The following is a 15,507-nucleotide window of genomic DNA, read 5'->3' on the forward strand; positions in this document are numbered from 1 at the left end:
GCTCCACACGGTTGCCCCTCACCCTAACCCTCTCCCCGCAAGCGGGGAGAGGGGACTTGCCCTGCGAACTGTCAAAGGGTGGGATACAGCACGGCATATGCCTTCTCCCCGCCTGCGGGGAGAAGGTGCCGGCAGGCGGATGAGGGGCGAAGCCGCACGGCACGCCCACGAAGCGCGAACGGAGAACCACCCCATGACCGCCACAGCCCTCGAACGCGCGGAGCGCCGCAAGGCATGGGCCTTTGCCCTGCCGGGGCTGCTCTGGACCGCGCTGTTCTTCCTCGTGCCCTTCGCCTACATGGTGGCGATCAGCTTCTGGACGCGGCAGGGGCGCGAGATCGTCGCGACCTGGACGCTCGACAATTACGTCGCCTTCTTCGCCAAGGCGCATTTCTTCAAGGGGCTGGTGGTCTCGCTGGAGATCACGGCGACCGTCACAGTCATCTCGGTACTGCTCGCCTATCCGCTTGCCTGGATCATCGCCGAGCGGGTGCCGAAGAAATGGCAGCGCTTCGCCCTCGTCATGGCGATCCTGCCCTTCTGGACCTCCTATGTGGTACGCTCCTATTCCTGGCTGCTGGTGCTCTCCAAGGGCGGCGTCGTCAACCAGGCGCTGCTCTCAATCGGCATCATCGCCGAACCGCTGGAGCTTTCGGCCAACCGCACCGGCACCGTGATCGGCTTCGTGCATTTCTTCGTCATGCTGCTGACACTGACGATCTACGCCAACCTCATCCAGCTTTCGCCGAACTATCGCCGCGCTGCGGCGGATCTCGGGGCGAACGCCTTCCAGACCTTCTGGCATGTCGTGCTGCCGCTGACGCTGCCGGGCATCATGGTCGGCGCGTTCCTGACCTTCGTCCTGTGCATCGGCGACTACATCACGCCGCAGATCCTCGGGGGCAACAACGAGCTTGTGCTGCCACAGGTCATCATGCTGCAGCTCGGGCGACGGGCAGACTTCCCGATGGCCGCGGCGCTCTCGCTGGTGCTGATGGTGGTCGTCACGCTCGCCTATATCGTCTGCGCCCGCTGGCTGAAGATGGAAAGGACCTGATCCATGCGGCACCTTTCCACCGCGCTCGCCGCGCTCTATGCCGGCCTCATCTATCTCTTCATCTTCCTGCCCGTCGTCGTGCTGGTGCTCTTCTCCTTCCAGGACGGCACCTTGCCAGTGCCGCCGCTGAACGGGCTGACGCTGCGCTGGTACGAGGCGGTGTTCTCCGACGGCAAGCTGATGGCGGCGCTCGGCAATTCGCTGCTGGTGGCGGTGATCTCCTCGGCGGTCGCGTGCATCCTCGGCTTCCTCGCCGCCTATGCCTTCGCGCGCTATACGCTGCCGGCCTCCGCGCTTCTGCGCGGCCTCATCGTCGCGCCGATGACCGTCAGCACGCTGATCATCGGCCTCGGCCTCCTCTCCATGCTGAACGTGACGGGCATGCGGCTTTCGCTCCTGACGGTCGGCATCGGCCATGTGGTGATCAACCTGCCGCTCTGCTTTGCCATCATCTACGCCTCGATGGGCGGGCATCAGGTGAATATCGAGCGGGCGGCGCGCGACCTCGGGGCGAAGGACTGGCAGGTCATGCTGCTCGTCACCGCGCCCATGCTGCTGCCGTCGATCCTTGCCGCCTTCTTCCTCTCCGTCACCTTCAGCTGGGACGAGTTCATCGTCGCCTTCCTGCTGTCGCGCTTCGACGTGACGCTGCCGGTCGAGATCTGGAGCATGCTGCGCTCCGGCCTCGACCCCAAGACCAACGCCATCGGCAGCGTCGTCTTCCTCATCTCCGTCGTGTTCCTCATCCTCATGGAACTCACGGTCTTCAGAAAAACCGGGAAATCCTCATGACCGCCGACGTTTCCATCAAGAACGCCACCAAGGACTTCGGCGCGTTCCGGGCGCTCGACGATGTCTCGCTCGATATCGCGGCCGGCGAGTTCATCGTGCTGCTCGGTCCGTCGGGCTGCGGCAAGACCACGCTGCTCTCCATCCTCGGCGGCTTCATCGAGCCGACGTCCGGCACGGTTTCCATCGGCGGGCGCGACATGACATATGTCTCGCCGGCCAAGCGGCCGACCACCACCATGTTCCAGGACTATGCGCTCTTCCCGCATATGTGCCTGCGCGACAATGTCGGCTTCGGCCTGCGCATGCGCGGCATGGGCAAGGCGGAGCGCTACGAGAAGGCCTTCTCCTATCTCGATCTCGTCGGCCTGAGGGCGTCCTCGGCCAAGAAGCCGCATGAGCTTTCGGGCGGCCAGCGCCAGCGCGTGGCGCTCGCCCGCGCTCTGGCGGTCGATCCCGACGTGCTGCTGCTCGACGAGCCGCTCGGCGCGCTGGACCTGAAGCTGCGCCGACAGATGCAGGACGAATTGAAGGCGATCCAGAAGCGTGTCGGCACGACCTTCGTGCACGTCACCCACGACCAGGAGGAGGCGATGGCGATCGCCGACCGCATCGTCGTGATGAACAAGGGCCGTATCGAGGATGTCGGCACGCCGGCCTCGATCTATATGCGCCCGCGCTCGCTGTTTTCCGCCGGCTTCATGGGCGAGGCCAATTTCCTGCCGGCGAAGGTCGTGCGCACCGCCGCCGGCGAAGCCGAGCTGGAGACCGCGCTGGGCCGCGCCGTGCTGCCGGCCTCCACCTTCGTTTCCGGCTTCCCCATTGCCGGAAGCGATGTGACGCTCTGCATTCGCCCGGAGCATTTCCGCTCGGCCAATGCCGATGTGCCCACCCTCTCGCTCGGCCACGGCCGCATCACCGGCAGCGCCTTCTTCGGCACGCATCATCGCTGCCATGTCGCGGCCAACGGCGCGACGCTCACCGCCCATCTGCCGCAGACCGAGACGCCCGAAGTCGGCGCCGAGCTTGACCTGCGGCTGAAGGCGGATAGCATCGTCGTGCTTCAGGACGGGGCGGGAGTTTAGAATCGATGCGACGCATCCGGCCGGAGGATTGGTACAGCGTTCGCCGTCTCGATGACGACGTGACCTATATCTGCGAACCCTACATCCAGGAATTCTATCGCTGCAACGTCTGGCACATCCGCGGGCGCGACCGCGACATGCTGGTCGATAGCGGCATGGGTGTCGTCTCGCTCCGGCAATGGGTGCCGCTCGTCACGGAGCGCGACCTGATCGCGGTGGCGAGCCATACGCATTTCGACCATATCGGCTGCCACCACGAATTCGAGTGCCGCGCGGTGCATTCGGCCGAGGCCCGCCTTCTCGCCAATCCGACGCGGGAGAACACGCTGGCCGACCCTTACGTCACCGACGAGATCTTCGACGCGCTGCCGCCCGAGCCCTATTGCTCGAAATGCTACGCCGTGAAGAAGGCCCCCGCGACGCGCATCCTCGAAGATGGCGACTTGATCGATCTAGGCGACCGCCAGTTCGAGGTCATCCACACGCCGGGCCACTCCCCAGGGGGTATTGCGCTCTACGAGAAGGCAACCGAAATTCTCTTCTCGGGCGACATCGTCTACGATGGCCCGCTGATCGAGGACACCTACCATTCCGACCTGACGGACTATATCGCCTCGATGGAACGGCTCCTGACCCTGCCGGTGCGGCTGGTGCATGGCGGCCATTTTCCAAGCTTCGGCGGGGAACGCTATCGCCAGCTCATAAGGGCCTGGCTCGACGAAAAACAGAAGTGACGGGAGAAAAGCATGCTCGACAAGCGCAAATTCTACATCGACGGCCAGTGGGTCGATCCGCTGAAGCCCAATGACCTCCAGGTCATCAACCCGGCGACGGAAAAGCCGGTCGCGGTCATCACCATGGGCACCGCCGCCGATATCGACCGCGCCGTCGCCGCCGCCAGGAAGGCTTTTGCGACCTACAGCCAGACCAGCGTGGACGAGCGCCTCGCCTTGCTCGAAAAGCTGCTGGAAATCTACAAGCGCCGCTATGACGAGATGGCCCGTACCATCACGCTCGAACTCGGCGCGCCGATCAGCATGAGCACAGAGCAGCAGGCGGATGTCGGCGTCGGCCACCTCCAGGGCTTCATCGATGCGCTGAAGCGCCTCAAGAGCCGCGAAGTGCTGCCGAACGGCGACGTCGTGCGCCGCGAGCCCATTGGCGTATGCGGTCTCATCACGCCCTGGAACTGGCCGATCAACCAGATCGCGCTGAAGGTGGTTCCGGCGCTGGCGACGGGTTCGACCTGCGTGCTGAAGCCCTCCGAATTCACGCCGCTCAACGCCATGCTCTATGCCGAGATGGTGCATGAGGCGGGCTTCCCGGCGGGCACGTTCAACCTCGTCAACGGCGACGGCATCGAATGCGGCGCGGCGCTTTCCAAGCACAAGGACGTCGATATGATGTCGTTCACCGGCTCCACCCGCGCCGGCATCGCCGTCAGCAAGGACGCGGCCGACACGGTCAAGCGCGTGACGCTGGAACTCGGCGGCAAGTCGCCGAACATCGTCTTCGCCGACGCGGACCTGGAAGACCGCGTCGCCGGCAGCGTGCTGGAATGCTTCAACAATTCCGGCCAGTCCTGCGACGCACCGACCCGCATGCTTGTCGAGCGCTCGGTCTACGATAAGGTTGTCGAGATCGCCGAGCGCACCGGCAAGGAAGCCACCGTCGGCAACCCGGAAGAGGAAGGCGGCCATATCGGCCCGCTCGTCTCGCACATCCAGTTCGGTCGCGTGCAGGCGCTGATCGAGGCGGGCGTTGCCGAAGGCGCGCGGCTTCTCGTCGGCGGCCCCGGCAAGCCCGATGGCTTCGAAACCGGCTATTTCGTCAAGCCGACGATCTTCGCCGATGTGAACAACAACATGCGCATCGCGCGTGAAGAGGTGTTCGGCCCGGTTCTCGCGATCATTCCCTTCGACACGGAAGAGGAAGCCATCGCGATAGCCAACGACACCGCCTATGGCCTTGCCGCCTATGTGCAGACGGGCAATCCGGACCGCGCCGAGCGCGTCGCCGCCCGCCTTCGCGCCGGCATGGTGCACATCAATGGCGGCCCGCACCGCTACGGCAGCCCGTTCGGCGGCTTCAAGCAGTCCGGCAACGGCCGCGAAGGCGGCATGTTCGGCCTCGAGGACTTCCTTGAAGTGAAGACGGTACACCGGCCGGACGCGGCCTGATCGGCACTCGATACGAACGGCCCGGAGACATCTCCGGGCCGTTTTCCTTTGCACATCCGGCGGATGAAGCGGCCTGCGGCTTGCAATCGGGGCGTCGATCAACGAGGTTGGCGCGAACCCGCCGGTCCCTCCCAGCCGGCAAGCCCAGTCCCATCGCCAGGAGCCGGCATGGCCGTCAACGATATCGCGACCCGCACCTACGATCACAATTTCCGCCTCGACCCGATCGTCCGCAGCCTGCTCGATACGGACTTTTACAAGCTGCTGATGCTCCAGATGATCCGGCAGCTCCATCCGGACGTGAATGCCACCTTCTCGCTGATCAACCGCACGACGAGCGTGCGGCTCGCCGACATCATCGACGAAGGCGAGCTTCGCGCCCAGCTCGACCATGCCCGCGGCGTTCGCTTCACCAAGAAGGAGCTGATCTGGCTCGCCGGCAACAGCTTCTACGGCAAGGCGCGCATGTTCGGGCCGGATTTCATCGCCTGGCTCTCGACCTTCCAGTTGCCGGAATACGAGCTGCGCAAGGTCGACGGCCAGTACGAGCTGCATTTCGACGGGCCGTGGACGCACACGACCATGTGGGAAATCCCCGCCCTTGCCATCATCAACGAATTGAAGTCGCGCGCGGCGATGCGCGATCGCGGTCGCTTCGCACTCGACGTGCTCTATGCCCGCGCCAAGGCGCGGCTATGGGAGAAAGTGGAGCGGCTGCGCCAGTTGCCGGACCTCGTCATCTCCGACTTCGGCACCCGCCGCCGGCACGGCTTCCTGTGGCAGCGCTGGTGCGTGGACGCCCTCAAGGAAGGGCTCGGCGACCGCTTCATCGGCACGTCGAACGTGCTCCTCGCCATGGATGCCGATCTCGAGGCCATCGGCACCAATGCGCATGAGCTGCCGATGGTCGCCGCCGCGCTCGCCGAAGGCGACGACGCGCTCGCTCACGCGCCATACCGGGTGCTGGAGGAGTGGCAACAGCATTATAACGGCAACCTCCTCATCGCCCTGCCCGACGCCTTCGGCACCACCGCCTTCCTCGCCAATGCACCGGACTGGGTGGCGGACTGGACGGGCTTCCGCCCCGATAGTGCGCCGCCGATCGAGGGCGGCGAGCAGATCATCGACTGGTGGCGCGCCAGGGGACGCGATCCGCGCGAAAAGCTGCTGATCTTCTCCGACGGCATGGATGTCGACACCATCGAGGAAACCTACCGGCACTTCCACGGCCGCGTGCGCATGAGCTTCGGCTGGGGCACCAACCTCACCAACGACTTCCGCGGTTGCGATCCCGATGGCGGCCACGGGCTCGATCCGATCTCGCTGGTCTGCAAGGTGACGAGCGCTAACGGCCGCCCCGCGGTCAAGCTCTCCGACAATCCGGTCAAGGCGACCGGCGATCCGGCGGAAATCGCCCGCTACCGCCACGTCTTCGGCGTGACCGAGCAGACGGCACGACCGGTCGAGGTCTGAGGCGACAAGGTGGAACCGAAAGCCCGCTGCCGCATTCCTGCGCCATGACCTACGAACTCTATTACTGGACCGGCATCCAGGGCCGCGGCGAATATATCCGCCTGGCGCTGGAAGCGGCCGGGGCGCCCTACCGCGACGTCGCCCGGGAGGAAGGCGACCATGTGATCGCGGAGGTCGGCAGGAAGCTTGCGACGCCGTCCTTCGCCCCGCCCTTCCTGAAAGACGGTTCGCTGGTCGTCGGACAGGTGGCGGCGATCCTTCTCTATCTCGGCGACAGGCTGGACCTCGCGCCGAAGGACGAGCGCCTCCGGCTATGGACGCATCAGATCCAGTTGACCATCGCCGATTTCGTGCTGGAAGGGCATGACGTGCACCACCCCATCGGCGCGGGACGATATTACGAGGAGCAGAAGCCGGAATCGCTTCGGCGGGCGGAGGAATTCCGCAAGGAGCGCGTTCCCAAATTCCTCGACTGGTTCGAGACGATCCTCGCGCGCAACCCCGAAGGGCCGGCGCATCTGGTCGGTAGCCATCTCACCTATGCGGATCTTTCGCTTTTCCAGGCGATGAGTGGCCTGACCTATGCCTTTCCGAACCTCATGAAGCGGCTCGGGCCGAAATACGGCAAGATCGACGCGGTCTGCAAAAGGGTGGAGAAACTGCCGAGGATCGCGGCCTATCTCGCCAGCGACAGGCGCCTTGCGCCCAACGAGAGCGACCTCTTCCGCCACTATCCCGAACTGGATCCGTAAGGCGGCGGGTCAGCCGACCCGCTTTTCCAGTTCTTCTTCCTCGATCATCGCGGCGGCACCCGGCACGGCGACGAACTGTTCGAGCGTCATCGTATCGAGGATGGAAGCGATGGCGTCGCGCACCTCGGTCATGGCGCGCCGGACCTGACAGCCTTCCGGATCGGCGCAGTCCTCGCAGGCCTCATAGGCCGTGCGGCTTGCGCAACGGATCGGCGCCAGCGGCCCGTCGAGGACGCGGATGGCGTGGCCGATGCGGATTTCCGAGGCGGGATGGGACAGGGAATAGCCGCCGCCCGGCCCCTTCTTCGAGCGCAGCATGCCGGCATTGCGCAGTTCGAGAAGGATGGTGTCGAGAAACTTCTTCGGAATGTTGTTGCGTAGCGCGATCTCGCTGACGAAAGCCGTTTCGCCCGGGGCGAGGCGCGCCAGGTCGACCAGCGCCTTCAACCCGTATTTTCCCTTTTTCGTCAGCATTTCGGCCTGCTTTCCATCGGCATGTGCGGCAGCGTGGACGCACGCTGGCGCCCGGCGATTTCATCCGTCGTCTTCGGGAAGATCGATCGGCTCACCCATGACGGGTGATTCCGGCTCATTCTAGGCACCGAAGTGCGAAAAACATATAAAAACGGTATAATTTATCAGAGCGGCAAATACCAAGGAATTTCAGCCCCCAGACCGCCGTTTTCCGGCCATTTTGGCCTTGAACGTGCCCAATAGGCATCATTTTCGATGCCCTCCGGCGGCAAATGGCTTTCATCTGCGGCGTAGCGCCGCTTTTCGCATCGATTCGCACCGGGTTTGGCACATAGGCGCCAAAAGGCCCGCCACCTTGCGGCGGCGGACCCTCTGGAGTTGAAGGTTAGTGCTTGCCGCCCTTGCGGCCGGCTTCCGAGGCCCGTTCACGGTCTTCCGCGAAGTTGCCCTTGCCGCCGCGCTGACCGTCGTTCTGGTCGTGCTTGCCGGAGGCCTCGACCTTGCGGTCCTCGTTCTTGTGGCTCTGCTGGCCAGCCTTCACATGCTGTTCATGGGTTCCGCCTTGGCTCGGCATAATGCTTCTCCTGGGTTTCAAATGCAGGCGTTCATTCGCTTGCGCGGAGTCAACCGAAACGGCGGGCGGTCGTTCCCCGCTGAAACATATCGTGATGCAGATCCGGCCGATCTCACCGGCACGCAGAGAGCAGCCCGGGGAGTCGTCATTTCGATCATTCCGTCCGAAACGCAAAAGCAATTGCCGCACGGCCGGTAAATTGAGGTGAAAATTTCTCTACTAAATTTATTGATTATATAGGTTTGAGAAACCGGCCCGCGGAGATTTCGGGCGACGGCAACTTGAGGAGAGGACCATGACCATTACCCGCAGAGCCCTGCTCGCCGCGACCGCCGCCCTTGCCATGGCGGCTTCCCTCGGCGCGGCGCATGCCGCGGACGTGACACTCAACATCGGCTACCAGCCGATCGTCGAGCCGTCCCGCGTTCCGCAGGCCGACGGCACCTATGAGAAGGCGACCGGCGCGAAGATCAACTGGCAGAAATTCGACGGCGGCGCGGATGTGATCGCCGCTATCGCCTCCGGCTCGCTCGATATCGGCTATGTCGGCTCCTCGCCGCTTGCCGCCACCGCCAGCCGCGAGCTTCCCATCGAGACGATCTTCGTCGTCGGCCTCATCAGCGAGGCGGAAGCGCTCGCGGTGAAATCCATCGACAAGCCGGAGGACCTTGCCGGCAAGAAGATCGCGACGCCCTTCGTCTCGACCGCCCATTACAGCCTGCTGACCGCGCTGAAGCACTGGAACGTCGATCCGAAATCGGTCGAGATCCTCAACCTGCGCCCACCGGAAATCGCGGCGGCCTGGGAACGCGGCGACATCGACGGTGCCTATGTCTGGGATCCGGTGCTCGCCCAGCTGAAGAAGGGCGGCAAGGTCCTCGCGACCTCCGCCGACGTCGCGGATTGGGGCGGACCGACCTTCGACGCCTGGATCGTTAGCAAGAAATTCGCCGAGGAACACCCGGACGTCGTGACCGCCTTCGTCAAGGTGACGGGCGATGCGACGGCCGCCTATCGCGCCGATCCCGATGCCTGGAACGCCACCTCGCCGGAAGCCGAGAAGATCGCCCGCCTCACCGGCGCCAAGCAGGACGAGGTGCCGGCGCTGCTGAAGGGCTACATCTTCCCGACGCTCGAGGAACAGGCCGGCGAAAAGCTGCTCGGCGGGGGCACGGTGAAGGCGGTCGCCGACACCTCGGCCTTCCTGCTGGAACAGGGCAAGATCCCCGCGGCCCTTTCCGACTATTCGCCCTACGTCTCCACCCGCTGGGTGACGGACGCGGCGAAGCTCGCCTACTGACGCCTGAACCTTTGCGGCGGACGGGCCCGGTGGCGCGAAGGCGCTGCCGGGCCATCGACTGCCACCACGGCATTAATCTTGGAGGGCCCATGAGCATCCTGACATTCCGCAACGTCGCGCTGCGCTACCCGGCAAGGCCGGGCCGGGGCAGCGCGGGCGAAAAGCTCGTCCTCGACGGCATCAACCTGCAGGTCGCTTCGGACGAGCTGGTCGCCATCATCGGGCGCTCCGGCTCGGGCAAGACAAGCCTGCTCAACCTTGCGGCCGGCTTCATCGCGCCGAGCGCCGGCACTATCGCGCTCGACGGCGAGCCGGTGCGCGGCCCCGGCGCCGACCGCGCGGTCGTCTTCCAGGACGATGCGCTCTATCCCTGGCTCGACGCGCGCGACAACATCGCCTTCCCGCTCAAGCTGAGGGGCATTCCGCTTGCCGAGCGCCGGGCGCGGGCCGATGCGCTTCTTGCCCGCGTCGGGCTTACGGAGGCCGGCGACCGGCGCGTCTGGGAGCTTTCCGGCGGCATGCGCCAGCGCGTCGGCATTGCGCGGGCGCTGGCGGCGGAGCCGCGCTTTCTCCTGCTCGACGAACCGCTCGGCGCGCTGGACGCGCTGACCCGAACGCGCATGCAGGAATTCCTCCTGCGCATAAAGGCCGAAAGCGGCGCGGGCGCCATCCTGATCACGCACAGCATCGAGGAGGCCCTGCTGCTCGGCACGCGCATCGTCGTGCTCTCGCCCAATCCGGGACGCCTGACGGCCGAGATCGAGGCGGGCTTCAATGCGGAGGTGCTGAACGGCGCCTCGGTATCCGCCGTAAAGGCATCGCCCCTCTTCAAACGCATGCATGCCGGCCTCACCGGCCTCATCCATTCCGGCGCAGACGAGGAGCTTGCCGCATGACCCTCTCCACCGACGTCACGCCCCTGCCCGAGGTTCCGGCGAAGGACCCGCCCTGCGAGCGCGCCGAGCGGCGACCGCTGCCCGTCGCGGCCATCTCCGCGATCACCGTCGCCGTGCTCGTCGGGCTCTGGGCGCTGGCCGCCGCCTATGCGCTGGTCTCGCCGGTCTTCCTGCCCTCGCCCCGGCAGGTGGTGGTCGCGATCTACAATCTCGTCGTCACCGGCTTCGTCGATGCGACCCTCGCCGAGCATCTCGGCGCCAGCCTCACCCGCATCTTCGGCGCGCTCGCCGCCTCCATCGCGATCGGCATCCCGGCCGGCCTTGCCATCGGCACGAGCCGGATCGGCCGCGGCATCCTCGACCCGGTGGTGGAGTTTCTGCGCCCGCTGCCGCCGCTGGCCTATCTGCCGCTCATCATCATCTGGGTTGGCATCGGCGAGGCCTCGAAGATCACCGTCATCGCGCTTTCCATGCTGCCCTCGATCATCCTGTCGACGTCGGCCGGCGTGCGCGGGGTCTCGAGGGATCACGTCAACGCCGCCCGTTCCCTCGGCGCGAGCCGGCGGCAGGTTTTGTCCGGCGTGGTGCTGCCGAGCGCGGTCCCCTCGATCCTCACCGGCATACGCATCGCGCTCGGCGCGGGCTGGACGACACTGGTGGCGGCCGAACTCGTCGCGGCGACGAGCGGCATCGGCTTCATGATCCAGTCGGCGGCACAGTTCCTCGTCACCGATGTCGTGATCGCCGGCATTGTCGTCATCGCGCTGGTGGCGATCCTGCTGGAAGCCATCGCGCGCCAGATCGAGCGGCGGCTCGTGCCCTGGGCCTCGCACCGTTGAGTTTCTAGTCGCCGAGCGGCTGGCGGTCGTCGCCGTCGCGGTGGCTGACGAGTTCTTCCTTGATGGCGCGCAGGGTCTTCAGCGCCTTCGGCCTGTCGGCATAGGCGACGAGGTTCGCCAGCATGTCGACGACGGCGAGATAGGCATAGCGCGTCGAGGTCGGCCGGAAGACGTTGGTCCCCTCCGGCAGGTCGACCGCGATCACCACGTCCGCCGCTTCGGCGACCGGCGAATGGCTCTGGGTGACGACGACGGTGGGAATACCGCGCTGCCTCGCCAGGTCGAGGCAGTGGACGAGGGCCGTGTCGCGCCCCGTGAAGGACGAGGCGAAGACCACCGTGCCCGGCCGGGCGGCGGCGGAAAGCATCGCATTCATGTTGTGGTCGTTCGAGGCGCAGATGCGGCAGCCAAGCCGGAACAGCCGGTTGTGCAGCTCGTTGACCACCATCGACGAATTGCCGCTCGCCCCGAAGGCGAGGATAAAATCCGCCCCGCGCAACAGGCCGGCCGCCTTTTCGAGCGCGGCAAGGTCGATCTGGCGGTGCAACTGGTAGAGCGCGGCCTGCGCATTCGCCAGCACGTCGTCGGCGACCTCCTGCGGCGTTTCGGTCAGGACTTCCGGCCGGACATAACGCAGGCCGACGGAGGCCAGCCGCGCGAGCTGCACCTTGAAATCCGGAAAGCCCCTGCATCCGAGCCGCCGGCAGAAGCGCGTCACGGTCGGCGGCGAGACGCCGGCCAGGCCGGCAAGCTCGCCGATGGAAGCATGCATGACGAAATCGACATTCTCCAGCACGAAATCCGCAAGCGTCCGGTCCAACCCCGAAAGGCCGCCCTCCTCGTCCGTCAATGCATGAAAGAGGTCCATCCGATCTCCGCCGGCAAGGCCGCCCTCGCCTTCCTGAAAATGAATTTCACGTGTCAAACGGTCATAGCACAGGCGGAAACCGCATCAATACGACGCCATGCGTGAAATTAAATTTCCTATCTCGGCATTTTCGCCATCCATTCCCATAGAAACCCCTTGCAAACCGTCGCATGAGTGAAAATAAATAACAAGAAGAAACCGGCGGAAGCCGGGACCATATCATCGGAACCTGTCACCATGCGCATCTTCACGGCCTCGCTTGCCACCGAGACCAACACCTTCTCCCCCGTGCCGACGGACATGAATGCCTTCAAGGCCGCCTTCTATGCCGGCCCGGGCGAGCATCCGGATACGCCGACGCTCTGCTCTTCCGTCGTGCCGATCCTGCGTCGGCGCGGCCGGGCGGAGGGCTTTACCGTCATCGAGGGCACGTCCTGCTGGGCCGAGCCCGCCGGTCTCATCCAGCGCCAGACCTACGAGACGCTGCGCGACCGGATCGTCGGCGAGCTCGAAGCCGCGCTGCCGGTCGATGCCGTCGTGCTCGGCCTGCACGGCGCGATGGTGGCGCAGGGTTATGACGATCCGGAAGGAGACTTCCTGTCGCGCATCCGCGCGCTTGTCGGGCCGGACGTGCTGATCGCCGTGGAATTCGACCCGCACAGCCACCTCACCGCCAGGCGTGTCGCCAATCTCGACATCATGGCCGCCTTCCTCGAATTTCCGCATACGGATTTCGAGGAGCGCGGCGAGCATGTCGTGGAACTCGCACTGCGCACCCTGAAGGGCGAGATCAGGCCCGTCATCTCCACCTTCGACTGCCGCATGATCACCATCTATCCGACGAGCCGCGAACCGATGCGCTCCTTCGTCGATCACCTGAAGGCCATGGAGGGCAAGGACGGCGTGCTGTCGATTTCCGTCATCCACGGCTTCATGGCGGGGGACGTGCCGGAAATGGGCACGCGCATCGTCGTCGTCACGGATGGCGACAGGGCGAAGGGCGATGCGCTGGCGGAAAGGCTCGGCCATGAGCTCTACCGCCTGCGCAGGGAGACGGCCATGCCGATGCTGGACACGGAGGCCGGCCTCGATCGGGCGCTCGCGGTTCGCACCGCCCAGCCAGACCGCCCCGTCGTCATCGCCGATGTCTGGGACAATCCCGGCGGCGGGGTGGCGGGTGACGCGACCTTCATCCTGCGCCGGATGATCGAGCGCGGCTTCGAGAATGTCGCGGTGGCGACGATCTGGGACCCGATCGCCGTTTCCTTCTGCCATGCGGCCGGGCAAGGCGCGGAACTGGCGCTGCGCTTCGGCGGCAAGTCGGGGCCGGAGGGCGGCGAGCCGCTCGACCTTCGCGTCACGGTGGAGGGCGTCTTCGACGCCGGCTGGCAGAGCTTCCGCAACAGCCGCGTGACGCTCGGCAGCACGGCGGTGGTGCGCCCGGTCGGCACGACCATCGACATCGTGCTGATCACCAGCCGCACCCAGACCTACGAGCCCGACATCTTCTCCAACCAGGGCGTCGATTTTACCGGAAAGGCCTTCCTGCTGGTGAAGTCGACCAACCACTTCCATGCCGGCTTCCAGCCGGTCTCCTCCGAGATCGTCTATATCGCAGCCCCGACCTCCTATCCGACGGACCCGGCGACCACGCCCTACCGAAAGGCCCGGCTCGATATCTGGCCGCGCGTCGCCGATCCGCTGGGCCTGGAGAGCTAGCCTCCGGGTCATCCGGTCGTTCGACGCCGAAGGTCATTCCGGTCGGTCGGCCATGGTGGGCGCGATGTTCTGGTTCAGCGAGAACAGGTTCGAAGGGTCGTACTTGTCCTTCAGTTCGACGAGCCTCCGGTAGTTGGGCCCATAAGCAGCCTTGACGCGCTCCGGTCCTTCGTCTCCGAGGTTGTTGACGTAAACCGCACCCGTCGAGAATGGACGAACGGCGGTCCATACGTCGCGCACCCAGGCGAGGTTTTCGCCATCCGCAGCCGGGTCGTCCCATATCGCGATGGGGAAGCAGTCGAACTCGGCATCCCGGCCGGCATAGGCGGTCGCGGCAACGGGAACGCGGGAGATTGCGCCTCCAACCTGCTGCAGGACAAGGAGGGCATTGTCGCCCGGCGCCTTCCTGTAGGCATCGAGGAGCGCGTCGATCATGTCCGCGGTAAGCTCGCGCATGAACTGGGCCTTCCACGAATAGCGGCGGCCACGCGGAAACACCGCGTCGCCTGCCGACTGCACGGCGAGATAGGGCGTCGGCTCGACATGCGCGCTGACGGATTTTCCCTGCGCATAGGCGAAAAGCGGCGCGATGTCTCTCGCCGCCTGTGTCGGGACGCCGGAATGGAAGACGGAGATCGAGAACAGCCGTTCGCCCGCCGACGTGAACAGCGCGGCATCGAGGCTGAGTTCGTCCGGCGCATTCCGGGCGAATTCGTCATAGAATTTCAAGGCTTCCCGCGCCCTTGCCTCCGGGAAGACGACACTGCCGGCAAGAACCGTGGTGCCGATGGCATGAAGGCGATAGTCGAAGCGGGTGACGATCCCGAAATTGCCGCCACCGCCCCGCAGCCCCCAGAAGAGATCGGGGTTCTCGTCGGCGCTCGCATGGAGCACCCTGCCGTCGGCTGTCACGATCTGTGCCGAAAGGAGATTGTCGCAGGCGAGCCCGAAGCGCCGGCCGAGCTTGCCGAAGCCACCGCCCAATGTGAGGCCCGCAATGCCGGTATCGCCGTTGACACCCATGGTCGTCGCGAGGCCGCAGGCTTGCGTGGCCCTATCGAATTCGGCGAGCGTCAGTCCCGCTTCGGCCGAAGCAAAGAGGCGGCTATCCTCCACCAGCCTGTTCTTCATCCGCGAGAGGTCGATGACGAGCCCACCCTCGCAGACCGACTTTCCCGCAACATTGTGTCCGCCGCTGCGCACGGAAATCGACAGGCCACCCTCCCGTGCCGCGGCAAGCGCCGCGACCACGTCCTGCGCGCAGGCGCAATAGGCAATGGCAGCCGGCCGCTTGTCGACAAGACCGTTCCAGACTTGCCGTGCGCGTTCGTAGACAGGATCTGCCCGGAGAACCAGCTCACCGCGAAGTGCCCGACGCAGCCGGGTTTCCTCTGGCAGGCTCATTTCCACAGTTGCGGCAGGCTCCAGGGCGTCGGCTCTCATCTTGGCTCTCCCATCCTTGGCTCGATGGACGCTCTCACGGGAGGCGAACATTAGCAAA

The 15,507-nt window shown here is 65.4% G+C and carries 15 protein-coding genes; 11 read left to right on the forward strand and 4 right to left on the reverse strand.

The window, feature by feature from the left end; genetic code table 11:
* Nucleotides 1–193 precede the first annotated feature (193 nt).
* From DSD28_RS07845 to DSD28_RS07875, 7 genes are all read left to right on the forward strand, one after another.
* Nucleotides 194–1,057, forward strand: coding sequence for an ABC transporter permease (locus tag DSD28_RS07845; RefSeq protein WP_119255819.1), 864 nt, complete (start codon nucleotides 194–196; stop codon nucleotides 1,055–1,057).
* A gap of 3 nt (nucleotides 1,058–1,060) precedes the next feature.
* The gene (locus tag DSD28_RS07850; protein WP_119255820.1) at nucleotides 1,061–1,849 is read left to right on the forward strand and encodes an ABC transporter permease; all 789 of its coding nucleotides are present in this window, start codon (nucleotides 1,061–1,063) and stop codon (nucleotides 1,847–1,849) included.
* A complete protein-coding gene (locus tag DSD28_RS26435) occupies nucleotides 1,846–2,931 on the forward strand; it encodes an ATP-binding cassette domain-containing protein (RefSeq protein ID WP_119255821.1) in 1,086 nt (361 codons plus the stop codon). The genes DSD28_RS07850 and DSD28_RS26435 overlap by 4 nt, the downstream gene beginning before the upstream one ends.
* Nucleotides 2,932–2,936: 5 nt before the next feature.
* Nucleotides 2,937–3,665, forward strand: coding sequence for an MBL fold metallo-hydrolase (locus DSD28_RS07860; protein WP_119255822.1), 729 nt, complete (start codon nucleotides 2,937–2,939; stop codon nucleotides 3,663–3,665).
* A gap of 12 nt (nucleotides 3,666–3,677) precedes the next feature.
* Nucleotides 3,678–5,111, forward strand: a complete 1,434-nt coding sequence (locus DSD28_RS07865) for an aldehyde dehydrogenase family protein (protein WP_119255823.1) — start codon at nucleotides 3,678–3,680, stop codon at nucleotides 5,109–5,111.
* Nucleotides 5,112–5,279: 168 nt separating this feature from the next.
* On the forward strand, nucleotides 5,280–6,584 hold the full coding sequence (gene pncB / locus DSD28_RS07870; protein ID WP_119255824.1) for a nicotinate phosphoribosyltransferase: 1,305 nt from the start codon (nucleotides 5,280–5,282) through the stop codon (nucleotides 6,582–6,584).
* A gap of 44 nt (nucleotides 6,585–6,628) precedes the next feature.
* On the forward strand, nucleotides 6,629–7,336 hold the full coding sequence (locus DSD28_RS07875; RefSeq protein ID WP_119255825.1) for a glutathione S-transferase: 708 nt from the start codon (nucleotides 6,629–6,631) through the stop codon (nucleotides 7,334–7,336).
* Nucleotides 7,337–7,345: 9 nt separating this feature from the next.
* Here DSD28_RS07875 and DSD28_RS07880 read toward each other — a convergent pair whose 3' ends face one another.
* Entirely contained in the window at nucleotides 7,346–7,810 is a 465-nt protein-coding gene (locus DSD28_RS07880; RefSeq protein WP_119255826.1) for an RrF2 family transcriptional regulator, read from the reverse strand.
* Between the two features lie 385 nt (nucleotides 7,811–8,195).
* Entirely contained in the window at nucleotides 8,196–8,384 is a 189-nt protein-coding gene (locus DSD28_RS07885; RefSeq protein WP_119255827.1) for a KGG domain-containing protein, read from the reverse strand.
* Between the two features lie 295 nt (nucleotides 8,385–8,679).
* Here DSD28_RS07885 and tauA point away from each other — a divergent pair, with 295 nt between their 5' ends.
* The 3 genes from tauA to DSD28_RS07900 all read left to right on the forward strand — a co-directional run bounded on the left by tauA (nucleotide 8,680) and on the right by DSD28_RS07900 (nucleotide 11,419).
* Entirely contained in the window at nucleotides 8,680–9,684 is a 1,005-nt protein-coding gene (tauA, locus tag DSD28_RS07890; RefSeq protein ID WP_119255828.1) for a taurine ABC transporter substrate-binding protein, read from the forward strand.
* Nucleotides 9,685–9,773: 89 nt separating this feature from the next.
* On the forward strand, nucleotides 9,774–10,580 hold the full coding sequence (locus tag DSD28_RS07895; RefSeq protein ID WP_119255829.1) for a taurine ABC transporter ATP-binding protein: 807 nt from the start codon (nucleotides 9,774–9,776) through the stop codon (nucleotides 10,578–10,580).
* The gene (locus DSD28_RS07900; protein ID WP_119255830.1) at nucleotides 10,577–11,419 is read left to right on the forward strand and encodes an ABC transporter permease subunit; all 843 of its coding nucleotides are present in this window, start codon (nucleotides 10,577–10,579) and stop codon (nucleotides 11,417–11,419) included. Before DSD28_RS07895 ends, DSD28_RS07900 begins: the two co-directional genes overlap by 4 nt.
* Nucleotides 11,420–11,423: 4 nt before the next feature.
* On the opposite strand, the gene DSD28_RS07905 is transcribed toward DSD28_RS07900, so the two are convergent.
* The gene (locus tag DSD28_RS07905) at nucleotides 11,424–12,287 is read right to left on the reverse strand and encodes a MurR/RpiR family transcriptional regulator (protein ID WP_119255831.1); all 864 of its coding nucleotides are present in this window, start codon (nucleotides 12,285–12,287) and stop codon (nucleotides 11,424–11,426) included.
* Nucleotides 12,288–12,524: 237 nt separating this feature from the next.
* Here DSD28_RS07905 and DSD28_RS07910 point away from each other — a divergent pair, with 237 nt between their 5' ends.
* On the forward strand, nucleotides 12,525–14,006 hold the full coding sequence (locus DSD28_RS07910) for a M81 family metallopeptidase (RefSeq protein WP_119255832.1): 1,482 nt from the start codon (nucleotides 12,525–12,527) through the stop codon (nucleotides 14,004–14,006).
* A gap of 33 nt (nucleotides 14,007–14,039) precedes the next feature.
* Here the strand turns inward: DSD28_RS07910 and DSD28_RS07915 are convergent, their stop codons facing one another.
* Nucleotides 14,040–15,449, reverse strand: a complete 1,410-nt coding sequence (locus DSD28_RS07915; protein WP_205536186.1) for an FAD-binding oxidoreductase — start codon at nucleotides 15,447–15,449, stop codon at nucleotides 14,040–14,042.
* Nucleotides 15,450–15,507: the final 58 nt, after the last annotated feature.

The sequence above is a fragment of the Shinella zoogloeoides genome (genome assembly GCF_003574625.1).
Taxonomy (GTDB): Bacteria; Pseudomonadota; Alphaproteobacteria; order Rhizobiales; family Rhizobiaceae; genus Shinella; species Shinella zoogloeoides_A.